Source organism: Urinicoccus massiliensis (assembly GCF_900120405.1).
GTDB lineage: Bacteria > Bacillota > Clostridia > Tissierellales > Peptoniphilaceae > Urinicoccus > Urinicoccus massiliensis.
The window spans coordinates 173498-193434 of the sequence record NZ_LT635493.1 but is presented as its reverse complement, the minus strand read 5'-3'; the positions used below and the strand labels follow the sequence as shown (position 1 = coordinate 193434).

At 46.6% G+C, this 19937-nt stretch carries 19 protein-coding genes and 1 other annotated feature; of the genes, 14 read left to right on the top strand and 5 right to left on the bottom strand.

What is annotated here, in order from left to right:
* Window positions 1-6 precede the first annotated feature (6 nt).
* Complete coding sequence (locus BQ7400_RS05640) at window positions 7-720, top strand: class B sortase (RefSeq protein WP_072469750.1); 714 nt, start codon at window positions 7-9, stop codon at window positions 718-720.
* Window positions 721-792: 72 nt separating this feature from the next.
* On the opposite strand, the gene BQ7400_RS05635 is transcribed toward BQ7400_RS05640, so the two are convergent.
* The gene (locus BQ7400_RS05635; protein ID WP_165478613.1) at window positions 793-1947 is read right to left on the bottom strand and encodes an ISL3 family transposase; all 1155 of its coding nucleotides are present in this window, start codon (window positions 1945-1947) and stop codon (window positions 793-795) included.
* A 268-nt stretch (window positions 1948-2215) separates the two neighbouring features.
* Between BQ7400_RS05635 and pta the strand changes: the two genes are divergently transcribed.
* The 4 genes from pta (at window position 2216) to BQ7400_RS05615 (ending at window position 5839) form a co-directional block, all read left to right on the top strand.
* Entirely contained in the window at window positions 2216-3187 is a 972-nt protein-coding gene (gene pta / locus BQ7400_RS05630; protein WP_034437566.1) for a phosphate acetyltransferase, read from the top strand.
* A gap of 69 nt (window positions 3188-3256) precedes the next feature.
* The gene (gene larE / locus BQ7400_RS05625) at window positions 3257-4045 is read left to right on the top strand and encodes an ATP-dependent sacrificial sulfur transferase LarE (RefSeq protein WP_072469749.1); all 789 of its coding nucleotides are present in this window, start codon (window positions 3257-3259) and stop codon (window positions 4043-4045) included.
* On the top strand, window positions 4042-5217 hold the full coding sequence (gene larC, locus BQ7400_RS05620; protein WP_072469748.1) for a nickel pincer cofactor biosynthesis protein LarC: 1176 nt from the start codon (window positions 4042-4044) through the stop codon (window positions 5215-5217). Before larE ends, larC begins: the two co-directional genes overlap by 4 nt.
* On the top strand, window positions 5210-5839 hold the full coding sequence (locus tag BQ7400_RS05615; protein ID WP_072469747.1) for a ribonuclease H1 domain-containing protein: 630 nt from the start codon (window positions 5210-5212) through the stop codon (window positions 5837-5839). Before larC ends, BQ7400_RS05615 begins: the two co-directional genes overlap by 8 nt.
* Here BQ7400_RS05615 and BQ7400_RS05610 read toward each other — a convergent pair.
* On the bottom strand, window positions 5817-6254 hold the full coding sequence (locus BQ7400_RS05610) for a deoxycytidylate deaminase (RefSeq protein WP_034437570.1): 438 nt from the start codon (window positions 6252-6254) through the stop codon (window positions 5817-5819). The two genes, BQ7400_RS05615 and BQ7400_RS05610, sit on opposite strands and share 23 nt — an antisense overlap.
* Before the next feature lie 78 nt (window positions 6255-6332).
* Between BQ7400_RS05610 and mscL the strand changes: the two genes are divergently transcribed.
* The 4 genes from mscL (at window position 6333) to BQ7400_RS05590 (ending at window position 9166) form a co-directional block, all read left to right on the top strand.
* A complete protein-coding gene (gene mscL, locus BQ7400_RS05605) occupies window positions 6333-6800 on the top strand; it encodes a large conductance mechanosensitive channel protein MscL (RefSeq protein WP_072469746.1) in 468 nt (155 codons plus the stop codon).
* On the top strand, window positions 6790-7407 hold the full coding sequence (locus BQ7400_RS05600) for an NUDIX hydrolase (protein ID WP_072469745.1): 618 nt from the start codon (window positions 6790-6792) through the stop codon (window positions 7405-7407). Before mscL ends, BQ7400_RS05600 begins: the two co-directional genes overlap by 11 nt.
* 221 nt (window positions 7408-7628) lie before the next feature.
* Entirely contained in the window at window positions 7629-8630 is a 1002-nt protein-coding gene (locus BQ7400_RS05595; RefSeq protein ID WP_072469744.1) for a resuscitation-promoting factor, read from the top strand.
* 92 nt (window positions 8631-8722) lie between these two features.
* Window positions 8723-9166: a universal stress protein gene (locus BQ7400_RS05590; RefSeq protein ID WP_034437574.1), complete on the top strand. Its 444-nt coding sequence runs from the start codon at window positions 8723-8725 to the stop codon at window positions 9164-9166.
* Window positions 9167-9219: 53 nt separating this feature from the next.
* On the opposite strand, the gene BQ7400_RS05585 is transcribed toward BQ7400_RS05590, so the two are convergent.
* The gene (locus BQ7400_RS05585; protein ID WP_165478613.1) at window positions 9220-10374 is read right to left on the bottom strand and encodes an ISL3 family transposase; all 1155 of its coding nucleotides are present in this window, start codon (window positions 10372-10374) and stop codon (window positions 9220-9222) included.
* 233 nt (window positions 10375-10607) lie between these two features.
* Entirely contained in the window at window positions 10608-11204 is a 597-nt protein-coding gene (gene rpsD, locus BQ7400_RS05580) for a 30S ribosomal protein S4 (RefSeq protein WP_072469743.1), read from the bottom strand.
* Between the two features lie 173 nt (window positions 11205-11377).
* On the opposite strand from rpsD, the gene BQ7400_RS05575 reads away from it, so the two are divergent.
* Window positions 11378-12658 (top strand): amidohydrolase, encoded by a 1281-nt coding sequence (locus tag BQ7400_RS05575; RefSeq protein ID WP_072469742.1) that lies wholly within the window; start codon window positions 11378-11380, stop codon window positions 12656-12658.
* On the opposite strand, the gene BQ7400_RS05570 is transcribed toward BQ7400_RS05575, so the two are convergent.
* A complete protein-coding gene (locus tag BQ7400_RS05570) occupies window positions 12644-13639 on the bottom strand; it encodes a P1 family peptidase (RefSeq protein ID WP_072469741.1) in 996 nt (331 codons plus the stop codon). The genes BQ7400_RS05575 and BQ7400_RS05570 overlap by 15 nt on opposite strands.
* 86 nt (window positions 13640-13725) lie before the next feature.
* Here BQ7400_RS05570 and trpS point away from each other — a divergent pair, with 86 nt between their 5' ends.
* From trpS to BQ7400_RS05545, 4 genes are all read left to right on the top strand, one after another.
* Window positions 13726-14715, top strand: coding sequence for a tryptophan--tRNA ligase (gene trpS, locus BQ7400_RS05565; protein WP_072469740.1), 990 nt, complete (start codon window positions 13726-13728; stop codon window positions 14713-14715).
* Between the two features lie 110 nt (window positions 14716-14825).
* Window positions 14826-15014 (top strand) — a binding site (T-box leader).
* 38 nt (window positions 15015-15052) lie between these two features.
* Window positions 15053-17692, top strand: a complete 2640-nt coding sequence (locus BQ7400_RS05555) for a valine--tRNA ligase (RefSeq protein WP_072469738.1) — start codon at window positions 15053-15055, stop codon at window positions 17690-17692.
* Between the two features lie 54 nt (window positions 17693-17746).
* Window positions 17747-18274, top strand: a complete 528-nt coding sequence (locus BQ7400_RS05550) for a hypothetical protein (RefSeq protein ID WP_072469737.1) — start codon at window positions 17747-17749, stop codon at window positions 18272-18274.
* Window positions 18275-18466: 192 nt separating this feature from the next.
* Window positions 18467-19933, top strand: coding sequence for an MBOAT family O-acyltransferase (locus tag BQ7400_RS05545; RefSeq protein ID WP_072469736.1), 1467 nt, complete (start codon window positions 18467-18469; stop codon window positions 19931-19933).
* Window positions 19934-19937: the final 4 nt, after the last annotated feature.

The following is a 19937-nucleotide window of genomic DNA, read 5'->3' as shown; positions in this document are numbered from 1 at the left end:
CAGGTTATGAAAGGGAAGAGACTTTTTATCAATAGTTTAATTATTCTTGTGGCCATCTTTTTTGCCTACAAGACCCTTTCCTACCTGCGAATTCAAGTGGATGAAAAAAAGTCAATGGAGGCCTATTCTGGTCTTGAGACCCAGGCTTTTTCCAAGGGTCCGGGGTCTCAAGATGGGGGCTTGGACTTAACCAAGCTCCGGGCTGTGAATCCGGACATTTTTGCCTGGATTCGGTCCCAGGATGGGGCCATTGACTATCCCCTGGTCCGGGGCGGAGATAACGACCGTTACCTCCACACCGGGGCCAATGGGGAGAGAAATGCCCTAGGGGCGATTTTTATGGACTATCGGAATGGGTCTTTAGAAGACCCCTTTATCCTGATTTATGGCCATATGATGAAAAATGACTTGATGTTCGGGTCCTTGAAGTCTTTCAAGACCCAACCCAGGAGTCTGGAATTTTACCTGGACACGGGGGAAAAGACCATCAAGACCAGGGCGGTTTTGGCTGGGATCCTTTCTGGCCAAACCATCCTGGACCCTAGGGATTTCTCTACATATGAGAAAAGATTGGATTTTTACCGGCGCTTGCAAAAAGAAGCGGTCTATGACCCGGGCTATGACTTGCAGCCCCAGGACCAAATTATCAACCTGGTTACCTGCACTTATGAAAGGGCCAATGTCCGTCTTTTTGTCCTGACGGTAGTGGAGAAAGCTTGAACCATCCCCCAGGGGGTGGTTTTTTCTGGCTCTTTGTCAAATGTTGGGGTGAGATTCATTCTCGCCCCTTCTTTATGCCCGAAAGACCATTAAAATGCGACTCTTAAAGTTCTCAAAATTCCGATACCCATAGGAAACCCGTTTAATCACTTTGATTTTGTTGTTAAAGCCTTCTGTTTGTCCATTGGTGATGCCTGTGGAAAAGGCGTTTAGGATTTCTTCTTTCCAGTTTTCATAGGCCCGAATACTGGCTTTAAATTCCTTTAATCCACTTTCTTTAGCAACCCACAGCCACTTATCTAAGGCCTGTCTTGCTTCTTCTTTGCTGGAGGCATCTAAGACGTCATAAAAGCGTTCTTTTAAGAGATAAGCTTCTTTGATTTCCTTGTCTTGCCAAAGCATTAGTTCCAGCTTTTCTTTTTCTTCGGGGCTTAGCCGACTGCCTTTTTTCCGTAGGATGGACTTGGACCGTTTAAAGTAGAGACGATACTTTGCATCCCTTGTCTTTTGTCGTGTCTTGCGGACATTCTCTAAGGCCCAAAAGACTTGTCTGGCAAAATGAAACTTATCCGCAATGAAGGTTGCCTGAGGGAAGAATTCCTTTAAGACGGCGTAGAAAAGATGACTCATATCCATAACCACATACTTCACCCTTCTTCGTTCTTCCTTGGGAAAAGAAGAAAAGTAGTCCATTAAAGCCTTTTTTCGTCGAGAGGGTAAAATATCCAGTACCTGGTGATGGATTGGATCCACTAAAATACATTGGTATTTATCCCCACCAGCATTTCCCTTAAACTCATCCATACTTAAAACCCGAGGAAGATTTGGCCGCCTCCTTGGAGCCAACTTTAGATAGCTTGTGAGACAAGAGGAAGATAAACCCAAGTCCTTGGCAATAGAAGATAAAGACCGGACCTGCTTCAATTGGTCTTGGATAAAGAAGTGGAGATCCTTAGTCCGTCTAGAATAGGGAGCTAAGAAATCCAAAGACTCATAAAAGCGCTTCTGACAATGAGGACAAACAAAGCGCTTCTTCCGAAGAAAAAGAAAGACCTTCCGCAAGCCAATAGGCGTGTGTTGGATCCTTTGCAGACGATAATCATGGATGCGAGAGGTCTTATGACCACAAACAGGACAAAGTCCCTCCTTGTATAAAGAATGGAGTTTTACATCAATGTGATCATCAAAAGAGACCACCTCGTCAATAGAGACACCTTTTAAATTCAATAGATTTGTGTTAGTATAGTTTTGCACTTATCTCACCCTTTCATTTTGTTGTGGTAACTTTATTGTAAAGGAAAAAAGAGATAAGTGCATTTTTTATGGCAAAAAATAAATGTTGGAGTCTAGGGGGACCCCAACATTTATTATAGAACCTTTTTTCTTTTGCCTTGAGGGCCTTGAAAATATGTGGATTAAGTGGTAGTATTATTAGTGGTTTAGAGAGTGGCCCTAGGGCCCTTGAATGAAAAGATATAAAAAAATGGAGGGAAAAATGGGTTTTATTGAAGAATTAAAAAGTAAAGTTTCCGCGCAATGTCCAAGCATTGTCTTTCCAGAAGGGGAAGATGAACGGATTTTAGGTGCTTGTGTTCGTCTACAAGAAGAAAGAATTTTAGCACCAGTTGTTTTGGGAAACATTGATAAGATTAAAGAAACAGCCCAAGCAAAGGGCTTAAACATTGACAATCTTGCTGTCATTGATCCATTAAATTATGATGATACAGATGCCCTGGCAGATGCCTTTGTAGAACGTCGGAAGGGAAAAATCGACAAGGAAGGCGCCATTGAAATGCTCAAGGATCCAAACTATTTTGGAACTCTTTTGGTTTACACTGGTCGGGCTGCCGGCATGGTTTCCGGTGCTGTTCACACCACTGGGGAAACAGTAAAACCTGCCCTTCAAATTATTAAGACCAAGGAAGGCTTTAAACGGACCAGCGGTCTTTTCGTTATGCTTAGAGGGGACGAACAATACCTTATGAGTGACTGTGCCATCAACCTGGAAATGGATGCTCCAACCATGGCTGAAGTGGCTGTCATTACAGACATGACCGGGAAACAATTCGGCATGGATCCCCATGTAGCCATGTTGTCCTTCTCCACCAAGGGGTCTGCAAAATCAGACGAAGTAACCATGGTTCAAGAGGCAACTGCCCTGGTAAAAGAAAACCATCCTGAAATTAAAATTGACGGGGAACTTCAATTCGACGCAGCTTTTGTTGAAACAGTTGCCAAGAAAAAAGCACCTGGTAGCCCAGTTGCAGGTCATGCTAACACCTTTATTTTCCCAAATCTTGCAGCCGGAAACATCGGTTACAAAATCGCCCAAAGATTTGGTGGCTTTGAAGCCATTGGGCCAATTCTTCAAGGTTTGAACCATCCTGTAAACGACTTGTCCAGAGGATGTAACGAAGACGAAGTTTATTCCTTAAGTATTATTACAGCTGCCCAAGCTATCTTATAATTTTTAGTGAGTATTTGAAAGGCTTTCAGGTTTCTGAAGGCCTTTTTTCTTGTTTAGAAAGAGTGTAATATGGAAGATATACGAGATTATTTAAGGGGCTATCCCTCGATCCTGGTGGCTTTTTCCGGGGGAGTGGATTCTAGCCTTTTAATGGACCTGGCTGTGGAAAGCCTAGGAAGGGACCGGGTCCTGGGAGTTTTTATGAATATGGCTTTCCAAACCCAAGAAGACAAGAGGATTGTTTTAGAGGAGGCGGAAAGGCGGCAGTGGCCCTTGGAGATCCTTGAACTGGACTTTCAAGACCTGCCGGACCGGGTTGTGGCCAATCCGGAAAACCGCTGCTATTGGTGTAAAAAAATGATCTTTGAGAAGTTTTTGGACCTGGCCCGGGAAAGGGGCCTGGCTGTGGTTTGTGACGGGAGCAACCTGGACGACCTGGGTGACTACCGGCCTGGTCGCCAAGCCCTGGAAGAGCTGGGAGTGGTTAGCCCCTTTTTGGCCTGTCATTGGACCAAGGACCAAATTCGTCAGGAGGCCAAGGCCAGGGGACTGTCAACCTGGAACCGGCCCAGCGATGCCTGTCTTGCCAGTCGGATCTACCCCAACCACGCCATTGAAGCTGAGGACCTAAAAAGGGTGGAAGCAGGCGAGGCCTATCTGAAGTCTTTGGGCTTTAACCATGTCCGTTTACGGACCCTGGGAAGGGGGACTTCTATTGAAGTAGAGGCAAGTCAGGTGGCTCGGGCCCAAGACTTGCTGGCCCCCATCCGGGAAGAGTTAAAGAAGTATGGATATGACCAAGTGGATATCGACCCCAGGGGTTACCGCCAGGGGTCTTTAAACAAGGAGAAGAAATGAACTTACAATTGGAACCTTTTGCAGGAATTAGCGGAAATATGTTTTTGGCCCTACTCTTGGACCTGGGAGCCCGGGAGGAGGTCCTTCGGCAGGAATTGGCCAAGGTGGACTTTGCCGGCTATGAGATCCAGGTCAGTCATTTGGAAAAAAATGGCATCCACTCCTGCTATGTAGATGTCATTTGTTCCCAGGGTCATGACCATGCTCACCATCATGACCACCATCATGACCACCACCATGGCCACCGGGACCTAAAGACCATCCTGGACCTCATTGACCGGTCGGGTCTCAAGGACCGGGTCAAGGAGGATGCGAAAAATCTCTTTATCCTTTTGGGAAAAAGTGAAGCCAAGATCCACCACAAGCCCCTGGAAGAGGTCCACTTCCATGAGGTAGGGGCTACGGATTCCTTAGTGGACATGATTGGGGCGGCTATTTTGATGGACGACCTGGGTCTTGATTCCTTCGACTTTACCAGGCCCAATGTAGGGGATGGCTTTGTGACTTGTGCCCATGGTCTCTATCCGGTGCCGGCTCCGGCGACCCAAGATATTCTCTTACAGGCCGGCATTCCCTTTAAAAAGGGACCTGTAGAGATGGAACTGATGACACCGACCGGAGCATGTATTTTGGCCTACTATGGCAAGTATTCTTCAGGATTCTTCCAAGGAGGAAAAGTGGGCTATGGGGCCGGCAGTCGGGACCTGGACATTCCCAATGTCTTAAGGGGGGTCTTGACCCAAGAGGATGGAAAAAAATCCATCTATCAAATGGACTGCAACCTGGACGATATGCTGGGAGAAGACCTGGCCTATTGCATGGACAAGCTCTTTGACCTAGGGGTCTTGGATGTTTGGTTTAGCCCCGTCTATATGAAGAAAAACCGACCAGCCTACCTGCTTTCCATCTTGGTGGAAGAGGACCTTTTAGAGGGGGCCCGAGACCTGGTTTGGGCCCACACCACCAGCCTGGGTTTACGCTATTATCCTGTGGACCGCTATGAGAGGAAGCGGAAGCTGGAGACTTTTACCAGCTCTTTTGGCCCTCTAGGGGTCAAGGTCTTTGACGGGGGCTATAGTTTTGAGTATGAAGATTTGAAAAAAATTGCAGACCGAGAGGGTATGAGTCTTTTGGACCTGCGAAAGAAAGTGGAAAGGGAATACCATGGCTAAGTATTATGCAGTACGCCAGGGCCGGGTCCCGGGGATTTACAGGTCCTGGCCTGACTGCCAGGACCAGGTTCGGGGCTTTAAGGGGGCCCAGTTTAAGAGTTTTAAGACGGAAGAAGAGGCCCAGGCCTACCTGGTTGGGGGACCTGAGGCCAGTCTAGACCGGGAGGCTTTGACCCAGGCTCCAGACCCCGATACGCTGGTGGCCTATGTAGACGGGTCCTACCGCCAGGAGGATGCTTCCTACTCTTTTGGGGTCTATTGCCTTTTTGGAGACGGGGACCAGGCAGAGTGGTCTGGGCGTTTTCACAAGGACGAGGCATCTTCCATGCGGAATGTGGCGGGAGAAATTTACGGGGCCATGGAGGCCATGAAGTTTGCACAAAAAAAGGGGATGAGTAAACTCATCATCCATTATGACTATGCCGGGATTTGCCATTGGGCCCTGGGAGACTGGAAAAGGAACAAGGTCCAAACCCAGGCCTACCATGACTTTTACCAGTCCATTAAGGACCAGGTCCAGGTGGACTTTGTCAAGGTAGAGGCCCATACTGGGGTTGCCGGCAATGAAAAGGCTGACCAATTGGCCAAGGAAGCGGACTTTATCCTTCCTGACCAGGATTGATTTGCTCTAGATGGACGCCGTTTTTTTCAAAAAGGTCCAGGGCGTAGTCGTCCACCCGGTAGGCATTTTTATAGTAGATTTTTTCGATGCCAGCCTGGATTAGGGCCTTGGAGCAGTTGAGGCAGGGGAAGTGGGTGACATAGGCAGTGCAACCCTTGACGGGGATCCCCTCCTTGGCACAATACAAGAGGGCGTTCATTTCTGCATGGATGGTGGCAATACAGTGGCCATCTCGCATGGTGTGGCCCACTTCAGAGCAGTGGGGGTTGCCAGCCACAGACCCGTTATAGCCTGTAGAGACAATCCGGTGGTCCTTGTTGACTAAGACGCAGCCCACAAAGGCCCGGTCGCAGGTGGACCGGCTGGCCACCATTTCTGTAATTTCCATAAAATATTCATTCCAACTTTTACGCATGATATCCTCCTTTTAGGAATATTATAGCAGAAAAAGGGGTATCACTACATAGAAAGAAAGAATAGAAAGGAGATTCAGATGAAAAAGACCTTGCAAGAATTTAAAGACTTTATTGCCCAGGGCAATGTCATAGATATGGCCATCGGGGTCATTATTGGAGGGGCCTTCGGGAAAATTGTGGCCTCTTTAGTGGACGATGTCATTATGCCCCTGGTGGGCCTCATTATTGGGGGGATTGACTTTAGTAACCTCTATATTGCCCTGGATGGCAAGTCCTACCCCAACATTGCAGCGGCCAAGGAGGCTACGGCAGTCTTAGCCTATGGAAGTTTTATCCAGAATATTGTCAACTTCCTTATTATTGCCTTTGTCATCTTTATTACTCTGAAGAAAATCCTGGCTGCACCTAAACTCTTTAAGAAGGAAGAAGTGGCAGAGCCTACGACAAAAACCTGTCCTTATTGTTTAAGTGAAGTCCCCTTAAAGGCCAGTCGTTGCCCCCACTGTACCAGCCAATTGAAGGATGAAAAATCCCATGAAGCTTAAGGATCTTTTTCAAAAGAGGCAGGCAGGGCCCCTTTTTATAGAGAACCGCCATGCCGTTTTGATTCCCCTAATCCGGGTCCAGGGAGGCCTCCGCATCTTATTTGAAAAGAGGGCGGCGGACTTAAGGACCCAGCCTGGGGAAATTTCCTTTCCCGGAGGGTCTATTGAAGAAGGAGAGAGTCCTCGCCAGGCTGCCCTAAGAGAAGCCATGGAGGAACTCAACCTGGAAGAGTCCCAAATTGAAATCTATGGAGAGGCGGACTATGTCATCCGGCGAGATGGCCGGGCTGTCCGGGCCTTTGTAGGGGAAATTCGAGGCCTTGACCTGGAAGACATCCGGCCCAATCCTCGAGAGGTGGACCATGTCTTTGCAGTGCCCCTAGATTTTTTCTTAAAAGAAGAACCCCAGGCTTATGACCTGAAAACCAGCCTGGACTTGCCGGAGAACTTTCCCCTAGGACTGATTCCGGGAGGTAGGGACTACCCCTGGTCCTTGACCAAGGAGAGGATTTATTTTTACTCTTGGCAGGACTATGTCATCTGGGGGATGACGGCGGGCCTAACCCTAGGTCTTGTCCAAGTCATTAAAAAAGGTGAAAACTCTTGACCTGTCACCGAATTGTAATAATTAAATAAAAAGGCGAAAAACTGCTTGGTTACTTGTTTTAACCGGGCAGTTTTTATTTTTTTGCGCTAAAAAAGAGATCTTTCATTGACAAAAAGAAACAAAAAGGTTACAATTAGACTTGTAAAAATTACAGAAGTAACAAATTAGTAACAAATTATACAAGATTGTAATCAAAAAATTATTGGAGGTGTCCGTAAAACATGAATTGGCGCAAAAGACTCAGCCTGGTATCCATGGCTGGCCTACTCACTGTTACGCCATTGTTAACAGGTTTTATTGGGGGAAAAGTAAACATACAATTTAACGGAAGTAAAAAAGAAATCAGCCTAAAGGGACAAACCCTGGCAGATGCTTTAAAAGAAGAAGGAATTCTGGTAAGCGACAAGACCTGGGTAAGTCCTGAATTGACAACCCCCCTGGATGAATTAAGGGATAAGGAAATTGTGGTTTCTCAAGAAAGAGACCGGGTTTTAATCGTAGACGGACAAATCAAACGAGTTCGGGTTGCTGGAGATACGGCCCAAGGAATCCTAGGGGCGGCAGGTGTCTATATAGAAGACCAAGACCAAGTCCTTCCAGCAAGAGACCAAGTGGTTCCTTTGGGAACAGTAGTTCAAGTAACCACCCACCGGACCAGCAAGAGTGTCCAAACTCGGGAAATTCCTTTCACTAAGGAAACGGTGGAAACCGACCAACTCTACAAGGGACAAAGAAAGGTCATCCAAAAGGGAATCAATGGAATTGTCAACGACCAAGTGGAAGTGACAAAAATTGCTGGTCAAGTGACAGGAACCATGGTAACCGCCAGTCAAGTGGTTCAAGAAATGCTTCCGGAAATTACCCAAGTGGGAACCAAGGAAAGACCACAAACATCCACCTATTCCAAGGTGAATTTTGAAGGCAAGCAAGTTCTTAAGAAGATTGTCATGCAGGCAACAGCCTATGACCCCAGTGCCGGTTCCAGGACAGCCCTGGGAACCCGGGCAAGAATTGGCGCCGTAGCTGTAGACCCCAGAGTGATTCCTCTTGGAAGCAAGCTCTACATTGAAAGTGCTGACGGTTTTCCAACCTATGGCTATGCAGTAGCAGAAGATACCGGCGGAGCCATCAAGGGAAAAAGAATCGACCTTTTCTACGGGTCCAGCGCTGAAGCCAGACGCTTTGGCCGTAGAAATGTTGTTGTCTATGTATTAGAAAATTAAGAAGCGGTGGGAAACCACCGTTTTTTTATTGGGAATTTTTCCTGTTGAAATGGGACAAATGGGGTATAAATAGACTAGAAAGAGGTGAGTCTATGTTTAAACGTATTTTAATCCCCATCGATGGGTCCAAGGCCTCGAAAAAGATTATCAAGGCGGCCTGTGAAATTGGAGAAAAATTCCAATCCGACCTTATTATCCTGACTGTTATTCCGGAAGTCAGTATTTTTGAGCAATATCCATCGAATTTCCCCTATAGCATGGAAGTGTCCAAGGCCAACCAGGAAAGGGCGGAATTTATCCTTGAAGATGTGGAAAAAAGCTTAAAGGACTATCCCTATGGTCTTGAAACCCTCTACACTACAGGTAGTGCCTCCCAAGAAATTGAAGAAGTGGCCCTGGAAAAAGAAGTGGACTTGATTGTCATGGGTAACCGGGGCCTAGGGGCCTTCTCCAGGACCCTCCTGGGCAGTGTTTCCTCCAAGGTCCTGAACCAATCCAAGGTTTCTGTCCTGGTGGTTAAGTCAAAAGAAGATTAAAGAAAAAAGGCTCTTTGTCAAATGTTGGGGTGAGATTCATTCTCGCCCCTTTCTTATGCTCGAAAGACCATTAAAATGCGACTCTTAAAGTTCTCAAAATTCCGATACCCATAGGAAACCCGTTTAATCACTTTGATTTTGTTGTTAAAGCCTTCTGTTTGTCCATTGGTGATGCCTGTGGAAAAGGCGTTTAGGATTTCTTCTTTCCAGTTTTCATAGGCCCGAATACTGGCTTTAAATTCCTTTAATCCACTTTCTTTAGCAACCCACAGCCACTTGTCTAAGGCCTGTCTTGCTTCTTCTTTGCTGGAGGCATCTAAGACGTCATAAAAGCGTTCTTTTAAAAGATAAGCTTCTTTGATTTCCTTGTCTTGCCAAAGCATTAGCTCCAATTTTTCTTTTTCTTCGGGGCTTAGCCGACTGCCTTTTTTCCGTAGGATGGACTTGGACCGTTTAAAGTAGAGACGATACTTTGCATCCCTTGTCTTTTGTCGTGTCTTGCGGACATTCTCTAAGGCCCAAAAGACTTGTCTGGCAAAATGAAACTTATCCGCAATGAAGGTTGCCTGAGGGAAGAATTCCTTTAAGACGGCGTAGAAAAGATGACTCATATCCATAACCACATACTTCACCCTTCTTCGTTCTTCCTTGGGAAAAGAAGAAAAGTAGTCCATTAAAGCCTTCTTTCGTCGAGAGGGTAAAATATCCAGTACCTGGTGATGGATTGGATCCACTAAAATACATTGGTATTTATCCCCACCAGCATTTCCCTTAAACTCATCCATACTTAAGACCCGAGGAAGATTTGGCCGCCTCCTTGGAGCCAACTTTAGATAGCTTGTGAGACAAGAGGAAGATAAACCCAAGTCCTTGGCAATAGAAGATAAAGACCGGACCTGTTTTAATTGGTCTTGGATAAAGAAGTGGAGATCCTTAGTCCGTCTAGAATAAGGAGCTAAGAAATCCAAAGACTCATAAAAACGCTTCTGACAATGAGGACAAACAAAGCGCTTCTTCCGAAGAAAAAGAAAGACCTTCCGCAAGCCAATGGGCGTATGTTGGATCCTTTGCAGACGATAATCATGGATGCGAGAGGTCTTATGCCCACAAACAGGACAAAGTCCCTCCTTGTATAAAGAATGGAGTTTTACATCAATGTGATCATCAAAAGAGACCACCTCGTCAATAGAGACACCTTTTAAATTCAATAGATTTGTGTTAGTATAGTTTTGCACTTATCTCACCCTTTCATTTTGTTGTGGTAACTTTATTGTAAAGGAAAAAAGAGATAAGTGCATTTTTTATGGCAAAAAATAAATGTTGGAGTCTAGGGGGACCCCAACATTTATTATAGAACCAGAAAAAAGTGCTGGATTTGGATCCAAGCACTTTTTTTTGTGGAAGGGCATAAAAAAAGAGAGCCGAGGCTCTCTTTGATGAATTACATATTCTTAGAATAGAATTCAACGATTAATTGGTCTTCAATTTCTACTGGAATATCTTCACGGTTGATTTCAGCAGAGAAGGTTGCCTTTAGGTCCTTGTCCTTGCTGATGTAAGGATAGGAAGTTACGAAGTTTGTTTCGTAGTTGTCTTTAAATAAGTCAACTTTTTTTCCTCTTGGAGCTAGAGCAACTTGGTCGCCAACGCTTAAACGGTAGGAAGGAATATCTACTTTTTTACCATTTACAAGCATGTGTCCATGGGTTACCATTTGACGAGCTTGACGGATGGAAGAAGCAAATCCCATGCGGTAGGTCATGTTGTCCAAGCGAGATTCAAGAATCTTAACTAGGGCTGGACCTGTTTGTTCCTTGGATTTCTTTGCTTCTAGGAAGTAGTTTACAAATTGTTTTTCCATAACGCCGTAGTAAGCACGAAGACGTTGTTTTTCTAATAATTGCTTACCATATTCAGTTAATTTTTTGTCTGAACGAGCAGTTCCCTTTACGGCACGTTTCATAGCCTTTGGATGCCCGCATACATTTAACCCCAATCTTCTAGATTCTTTAAAACGGGGTCCCATCATCTTTGCCATTAAATTTTCATCTCCTATAAATTTTCTGCCGCGATAATTTATAAGCCATGAAGCATTATACACTATTTGGAGCCTGGGGTAAAGGGTTTAAGGAAATTTTTGCTAAAAAGACCGGAAAAATCTTATGTAAAAGGACCCATCTTTTGATATACTAAAAGAAAAGGGGGATGATTATGTCATTATTGATTAGAAATACACGTTTTTTAGATGTAATTGAAGAAAAAATCCAGGAGGATATGGACCTCTATATTGAGGAGGGGCGGATTGCCAAGATTGGGAAAAATTTAGACGTCCTGGCAGACGAGGTCTTGGATGGTCGGGAAAAATTAGTAACCCCGGGCTTTATCAACGGACACACCCACCTGGGCATGAGTCTTTTACGGAACTATGCCGACGACTTAGAACTGCAAACCTGGCTGGAAGATGCCATTTGGCCCATTGAAGCCAAGTTAAACCGGGAGGACATCTACTGGGGGTCCCTGCTGTCCATGGCTGAAATGATCCGGTCTGGGGCCACTTGTTTTTGTGACCAATACTATGAAATGGACCGGGTGGGAGATGCCGCCTTGGAAATTGGGATGAGGGGTATCTTGACCCGGGGCTTGATTGAGGACGGGGACAAGGATTTGAAGCTGGACCAAACCCGGGCCCTCTATCAAAAATACCACAAAAAAGGCAAGGGCCGTCTCCGGGTGGTGCCTTCTCCCCACGCCATCTACACCTGTGGCGAGGACTATTTAAAGGAAATTATTGACCTGGCCAAGGAAATGGACGGGGTTATTAACATCCACATGTCCGAAACCATCAAGGAAGTGGAAGACTGTAAACGGGACCACTACATGACCCCCATCCAATATATTGAATCTTTGGGTATGTTGGACCTCCATGTCATTGCGGCCCACTGTGTCCACATTACTGAGGAAGAGATGGACCTGGTAAAGAATCGGCGTTTTTATCCCATCTACAACCCCTCCAGTAACCTAAAATTGGCCTCAGGCTTCACCCCGGTACAAAAGATGCTGGACAAGGGCATTGTCATGGGGATTGGAACCGATGGAGATTCCTCCAACAACAATCAAAATATATTGGAAGAAATCCACATTGGATCCATTGTCAACAAGGCTGTCAGCATGGATCCCAAGGCCCTACCGGCCATGGAAATCTTAAAGATGGCCACCATTAACGGGGCCAAGGCCCTGGGGCTAGAGGACCAAGTAGGATCCATTGAAGAGGGTAAGGCAGCTGATTTAGCCATCTTCAACTTGAAATCAGCCTCCTTTACCCCCAAGAACAACCTAATCTCCGCCCTTTGCTATTCTGCCCAGGCAGAAGATGTAGAATCGGTCTTAATTGATGGGGAATTTGTCTTAAAGGACCGTCAATTGACCAAGATTGACTATGACAATCTTTTAAAGACAGTTCAAGACCGGATGGACCAACTAGTCCGTCGCTAGGTCTGGTAGGATGACTCTGCGGTCCCGGGCCCGGTCTTGTAAGGACTGGAAGACCTTGCCTGAATATGCCCTCTTGGATTGGTTGAGGTAGAGGCTCTTTAGGATGCTTTCTTCCACCACTTCCACAGTGGCGCGAAAGATGGGGTTTAGGTCAGGATCTTTGATAGAAGGATTAGGGCAGCTAGTAAAGGCCAGGGCGAATTCTCCGCTACCGTGACCGCTAAAGGACCCGGTTCGGGCGATGCCGGATTGGACCCTTTTACAAAGGCGGAGGAGCTGGCGGGAATCCAGGGGAAGGTCTGTGGCCAGGATGGTGACAATGGATCCCTGGTCTTCCGTTTCCTCTTGGACTAGGTCAGGACCCAGCTTTTGACCCAGGATGCAAAGGTCCTGGGTGGATCCAAAATTGGCTAGGACCAGGGCTCCCAGGGTGTAGGTCTTGTCTTGGACTTCCAGGACCCTGGAAGCGGACCCGATGCCTCCCTTGAGGCCATAGCAGACCATGCCAGTTCCGGCTCCTAGGGATCCCTGGTCAAAATCTTCTCTGGCAGACTGGATGGCTTCCAGGGCATGTCCAGGCTCCAGGGCCATGAGGCGGATGTCATTGATATTCCCATCATTACACTCCAAAACCAGGGGGTTGATGGTGGTGGGACGGCCAATGGTTGGGTCCAAGTCTATCATGTAGTCCAAAAGTCCCCGACAGGCATCCCCAATGGATAGGGTGTTGGTTAAGAGGATGGGGGACTCAATCTCTCCCAGCTCCCGGACTTGGTCCAGGCCCAGGGGCTTGCCAAAGCCGTTGATCCGGTGGGCGGCGGCAATGAATTTATCCCGATAGGGGTTGTCTCCCGGTGGTAGGATGGCCGTAATCCCCGTGTGGACTCCCCGGCTAGGGTCTTCCAGGGTCAAGTGGCCCACCCGGACTCCCGGGACATCGCACAAGTTATTTTTCGGACCTTTTTTATAAAACCAATACATAGATTTCCTCCTTAAGTGTTTGCCTTCTATTGTAACACAGGGAAGATTTCTTTTGAAAGACCATCAGCAGTTTGAAAGGAAATTTTATGGATAAAAAAATCGTATATAGTGGAATTCAACCCTCAGGGAACCTAACCCTGGGAAATTATATAGGGGCCTTAAGGAACTTTCCGCCCCTCCAAGAAGACTATGACTGTATTTATTGTATAGCCGACATGCACGCTATAACCGTCCCTCAAGAGCCCAAGGTTTTAAGGGCCCATAGTCTGGACATCCTGGCCCTCTACCTGGCTGTAGGGATTGACCCAGACAAGTCTACCATCTATATCCAGTCCCACGTTCCGGCCCATGTGGAATTAATGTGGCTCTTAAATACCATGACAGGCCTGGGTCAATTGCAAAGGATGACCCAGTTTAAGTCCAAGGCAGAAAAAACCAATGAAGTCAATGCCGGCCTCTTAAACTATCCTGTCCTTATGGCGGCAGACATCCTCCTTTATGGGACCCACTATGTCCCGGTGGGAGACGACCAAAAGCAACATATTGAAATTACAAGAGACCTGGCAGAACGTTTTAACTCTCGCTATTCTGAAACCTTTGTCTTGCCGGAAATGCTCAAGGCCAAGGTGGGAGGTCGGGTTATGAGCCTCCAAGACCCCACCAAGAAGATGTCCAAGTCCGATGCGGATGAAAACTCCTTTATCTTGATTTTGGACCAAGACGATGTCATCCGTCGGAAGTTCAAACGGGCTGTGACGGATTCAGAAGGCCATATTGCCTACAATGACCAGCAAGCCGGGGTGAAAAACCTCCTGGATATCTATTCTGCTTGTTCCGGTCGGACCATTGAAGACCTTTTAAAGGACTATGATGGCAAGGGCTATGGAGTCTTAAAGGAAGACGTGGCGGAAGCTGTCATTGGAGAAATTGGACCCATCCGGGACCGCTTCCATGAAATTCGCAGCGACAAGGCCTACTTGGAAGAAGTCTACCGCCAAGGGGCAGAAAAGGCCTCAAGACGGGCGACTAAGATTTTACGGAAGGTCTACAAGAAAATGGGCTTTACTCCCCGCTAGGTTAAAAAATTGGACCCCACCTGGTTTGCCAGGACGGGGTCTTTTTTTCTTTTGGGAAAAGGGGCAGGAAGTTTCTTGACAGGCTGGGCCCCAGCTCTTATAATGAATGTATATACCGTATAAGAAAGAGGAGTAGCTGGTGGAAGCTTACAGAGAGTCAATGCTTGCTGGAAATTGACAGGGGAAGCCGGTGAAGGTTGCTTTTTGTTGGGAACCAAGGGTTTCGGGTGACTCCGTTATGGGTTAAAAGTGTCGTATAATTACGAAATTAAGGTGGTACCGCGTTCCTCGTCCTTTTGGATGGGGATTTTTTTATGGATATATTGAGGAGGTCAGAGTGAAAGAACTAGCAAAAACATATGATCCCAAGGATTTTGAGGATCGAATTTATGGGGAGTGGATGGAGAACCATGCCTTTCATCCGGAAGTAGACCGGTCAAAGGAACCCTACACCATTGTCATGCCCCCGCCAAATGTAACGGGAAATTTACACATGGGCCATGCCCTAAACAACACCATTCAAGATATTTTAATCCGCTTCAAACGCCTTAAGGGTTACCAAGCCCTCTTCTTGCCGGGAACAGACCATGCGTCTATTTCCACCGAAGCCAAGGTCGTGGAAAAACTTAAATCCCAAGGCAAGTCCAAGGAAGCCCTGGGCCGGGAAGAATTTTTAAAGGAAGCCTGGGCCTGGACAGAAGAATATGGTGGCAATATCAAGAACCAGTTGAAGAAGCTGGGAGTGTCCTGTGACTGGGATCGGGAGGCCTTTACCCTGGATGACAACCTATCCAAGGCTGTGGAAGAGGTCTTTATGGAACTCTATGAAAAGGACCTAATCTACCGGGGAGACCGGATTATCAACTGGTGCCCCCACTGCCAAACAGCTATTTCTGATGCAGAAGTAGAGCACATTGAGCATGATGGAAAGATTTGGACCTTCAAATACCCCTTGACAGACGGGTCGGGTTATTTACAAGTAGCCACCACTAGACCCGAAACCATTCCGGGGGACTTGGCTGTGGCCGTCAATCCAGAAGATGACCGCTACACAGACCTGGTAGGCAAGACCATCCAACTACCCTTTATGGACCGGGAGATTCCCATTATTGCCGACAGTTATGTAGAAATGGACTTTGGAACTGGGGCTGTAAAGATTACCCCCTCCCATGACCCCAACGACTTTGAAGTTGGAGCACGTCATGACCTGGGCCAATGTATTGTCATTGACCAAAAGGGTTATTTAAATGAAAATGCAGGACCCTATGCCGGCCTGGAACGGTTTGAAGCCCGGAAGAAAATTGTAGAAGACTTTGATCAAAAGGGTCTTTTAGTTAAAATCGACAACCACCACAATGCAGTAGGCCATTGCGAGCGCTGTAAGACAGTTATTGAACCCTTGATTTCCAAGCAATGGTTTGTCAAGATGGAACCCCTGGCCAAACCGGCCCTGGAAGCCTACCAAAAGGGAGACCTCCACTTTATTCCTGACCGTTTTGGAAAAATCTACAGCCATTGGCTGGAAAACATCCGGGACTGGTGTATCTCTCGTCAACTTTGGTGGGGCCACCAAATGCCTGTCTACTATTGCGACCACTGCGACCATGTAGAGGTTTCCACCAAGGAAATTGACAAGTGCCCCGCTTGTGGCGGGTCGGTCCACCGGGATCCCGACACCCTGGACACCTGGTTCTCCTCAGCCCTTTGGCCCTTCTCCACCCTGGGATGGCCCAATAAGACCCAGGACCTGGACTATTTTTATCCCACCAATGTCCTCTGTACAGGTTATGACATTATCTTTTTCTGGGTGGTTCGGATGGTTTTCTCTGCCTTGGAACAAACGGGCCAATTACCCTTTAAGGATGTCTTTTTAACGGGTCTGGTTCTGGATGAGCAAGGACGGAAGATGTCCAAGTCCTTGGGCAATGGAATTGACCCCTTGGAAATCATCGACCAATACGGAGCAGATGCCCTGCGCTTTACCCTAATTACAGGAAATAGCCCCGGCAACGACATGCGGTTTTCCATTGACCGGGTGGAAGCCAACCGGAACTTTGCCAATAAGCTTTGGAACGCCTCTCGTTTTGTCTTTATGCACATGACTGACGACCTCTATGACCTAAAAGACATCAAGGACTTGCAACTGGAAGACCGGTGGATCCTTTCCAAGGGCCAAAGAGTGGCCCGGGAAGTGGCAGAAAAATTAGACCACTACGACCTGGGACTGGCTGCCGATGCCGTCTTAAACTATATTTGGTCCGACTTCTGTGACTGGTATATTGAACTGGTAAAACCCCGTCTCTTTAGCCAAGATGCAGAAGATAAGAAAGTGGCTGTGAGCGTTTTGGCTGCTGTCTTAAAAGACATCCTCCGCCTGCTCCATCCCTTTATGCCCTTTATTACAGAAGAAATCTGGTCCAAGCTTCCTGACAGCCAAGACTTCTTAATGGTCAACCATTGGCCAGAAGAAGACGACAGCTACCTGGATCCTGAGGCAGAAGACAAGTTGGGAAGGGTCCAAGAAGCCATTCGGGCCATCCGGAATGCCCGGGCAGAAATGAACATTGCCCCCAACAAAAAATCCAAGACCCTCCTTTACAGCCAAGACACCAAGGCTAAAGAAGCCCTGGAAGGGACTGAAGGATTCTTTAAAACCCAAGGCTTCTCCACAGGTTTTGAATGGATTGAAAATCCCAAAGACCTGGAAGGAGACCACCTATCTGTTGTATCCCAAGGGGTAGAATACTACATGCCCCTGGAAGACCTGGTAGACTATGAAAAAGAAGTCCAAAGATTGAAGAAAGAATTGGCCACGGCCGAGTCCGAATTAGACCGGGTGGTGAAAAAATTAGCCAACCAAGGCTTTGTAAGTAAAGCACCCGAAGCTCTAGTAGCCAAGGAAAGAGAAAAAGAAGGGCAGTTTAAGACCCAAATCGACCAATTGAAAAAACGGATTGAGAGCATTGAAAACCGTTAAAAAGAACTGATCCTAAGACAAGGGCATAGAGCCCTTTTGGAAAGGAGCCAAGCCATGGCCAGCTACAAAAAGACCTTATTGAGTAAACTTTTCCCAGTCTTGGTCTTGTCCATATTTTTGCTAAGTGCTTGTAGCAATAAAAATAGCCCAGCTTCAGGGGAAGTCCTAGACTTTCCCCTAGATGACAAGGGCTATCCCAAAAATAATCTAGCCTTGGTAAACGGTAAGACCTACCCCATGGACCTAGTAGGGGGAGTCCACACAGGCTCTGAAATAGAGGTAAAAATAGACAAGGGAAGGGATGACCTTGAAATTAGTCTTCCCCAGTACCTCCCTATAAATACCTGGAGTCTTGAGGAAGGGGCTTATTTGGACCTAACTTCCTATAACAAGATAGCCTATCCCATAAAGAAAGAAAACATGCTGGAAGGGATATCGCCAAATGTGCAGAATTTCAAGATCCAGTTGCCAGAGGGGGAAGGGACAGAGCTAGTCTTTAAGTGGGCCAATGTCAATGAAGCCGACAAGCTCTTTAAGGACAAGCAGGAAGATTATCTCTTGAAGATCATCCTGCGAGACTAAAAAATAGATTAAGAAGCGATTAGGGATAAAAGATTCCTAGTCGCTTTTTTAAAAGACTTGTCTCTTTCACCAGGATCATTGGCTAGAATTTTTAAAAAAGTGAAGGACAAAAGCCATGGCTCTTCTGCAAATATCTTTTGAAATCTCTTTCGTGATATACTATGATAGAAGTAAAGATTTCAGGGAGGACCTATGCTTTTTAATTCCATTTCTTATTTGCTTTTCTTTCCCATGGTAGTGGTTTTTTACTTCCTCTTGCCGGGAAAACTAAAAAAACCTTTTTTACTGGCAGCCAGCTTATTTTTCTATTCTTGCTGGAATGTAAAATACACCCTCCTGATGGTCCTGTCGATTTTGGTGACCTATGTCACGGGACTCTTGCTGGATAAGAGTCAGGATGAGACCCGGAGGAAGGTCTTTGTCTTTTTTTGTTTTCTCATTAACCTGGGGATTTTATTTCTTTTTAAATATGCCAATTTTGCCATCCAGAGCCTAAACTTTTTTGCTGGGGTCTTCCACATGAGTCCCTTAAAGAGGACAGTGGACTTTCTCTTACCTGTGGGGATTTCTTTTTATACCTTCCAGGCCCTGGGCTATACTCTGGATGTCTACCGCAGAGAACTGCCGGCAGAGAAAAACCTCATCCAATACGGTCTTTTTGTGTCCTTTTTCCCCCAATTGGTGGCAGGGCCCATTGAGCGGTCTGTAAACCTCTTGCCCCAATTAAAAAGGGGAGGGACCTTTGCCTATGAAAACTTGGTCTTGGGAGGTCTGGACCTGGCCTGGGGCTATTTTCTTAAATTGGTCCTGGCTGACCGGGTGGCGATTTTTGTCAACGAAGTTTTTGGCAACCTGGAAAGTTTTTCGGGCTTTAGCCTCTTGATGGGGGCGGTCTTTTTTACCCTGCAAATCTATTGCGATTTTTATTCCTACTCCCTTATAGCCAAGGGGTCGGCCAAGATTCTGGGTATCGACTTGATGGATAACTTTAAGGAGCCTCTTTTGTCCAAGTCCATTGTGGAATTTTGGCGGCGCTGGCATATTTCTCTATCCAGCTGGTTTCGAGACTATCTCTACATCCCCCTGGGAGGCAGCCGGGTGAGCCTGGGAAGGAACCTGGCCAACATCCTCATTGTCTTTGGAGTTTCGGGCCTTTGGCACGGGGCAGAGATGAGTTTTGTCCTATGGGGGCTCATCCATGGATTTTTTAACAGTCTGGAAGTTTGGTTGAAAAAGACAAGACCGGCTAAAAAGACTCAAACAGAAGGAGGATCTTTTATCCTGTCGGGTCTCAAAAGGGTCTATACTTTTACCATTGTCGTCCTGGCCTTTGTTTTTTTCAGGGCAGATAATATCTCCCAGGGCCTGGCCTATATTGGTCAATTTTTCCGGGCCCATTGGGGGATCCGGACCTGGCTTGGGGAAGTTTCTGCCAGTCAATTGGGTATGACGGGGCTCTATCCCATCCTAGGGAGCTTGCTGGTCTTGACCCTGGTAGATGGAATCAAGTACCGGGGCTATCCCTTGAGAGAATCTTTGGCCAAGGGGCCCTTTGTCCTCCGCTGGGTCCTGGTCTTGCTCTTAATTGTGGCCACCTTGATTTTCGGAGTCTATGGCCCGGGATATTCGGAATCTCAATTTATTTATTTTCAATTTTAGGAGT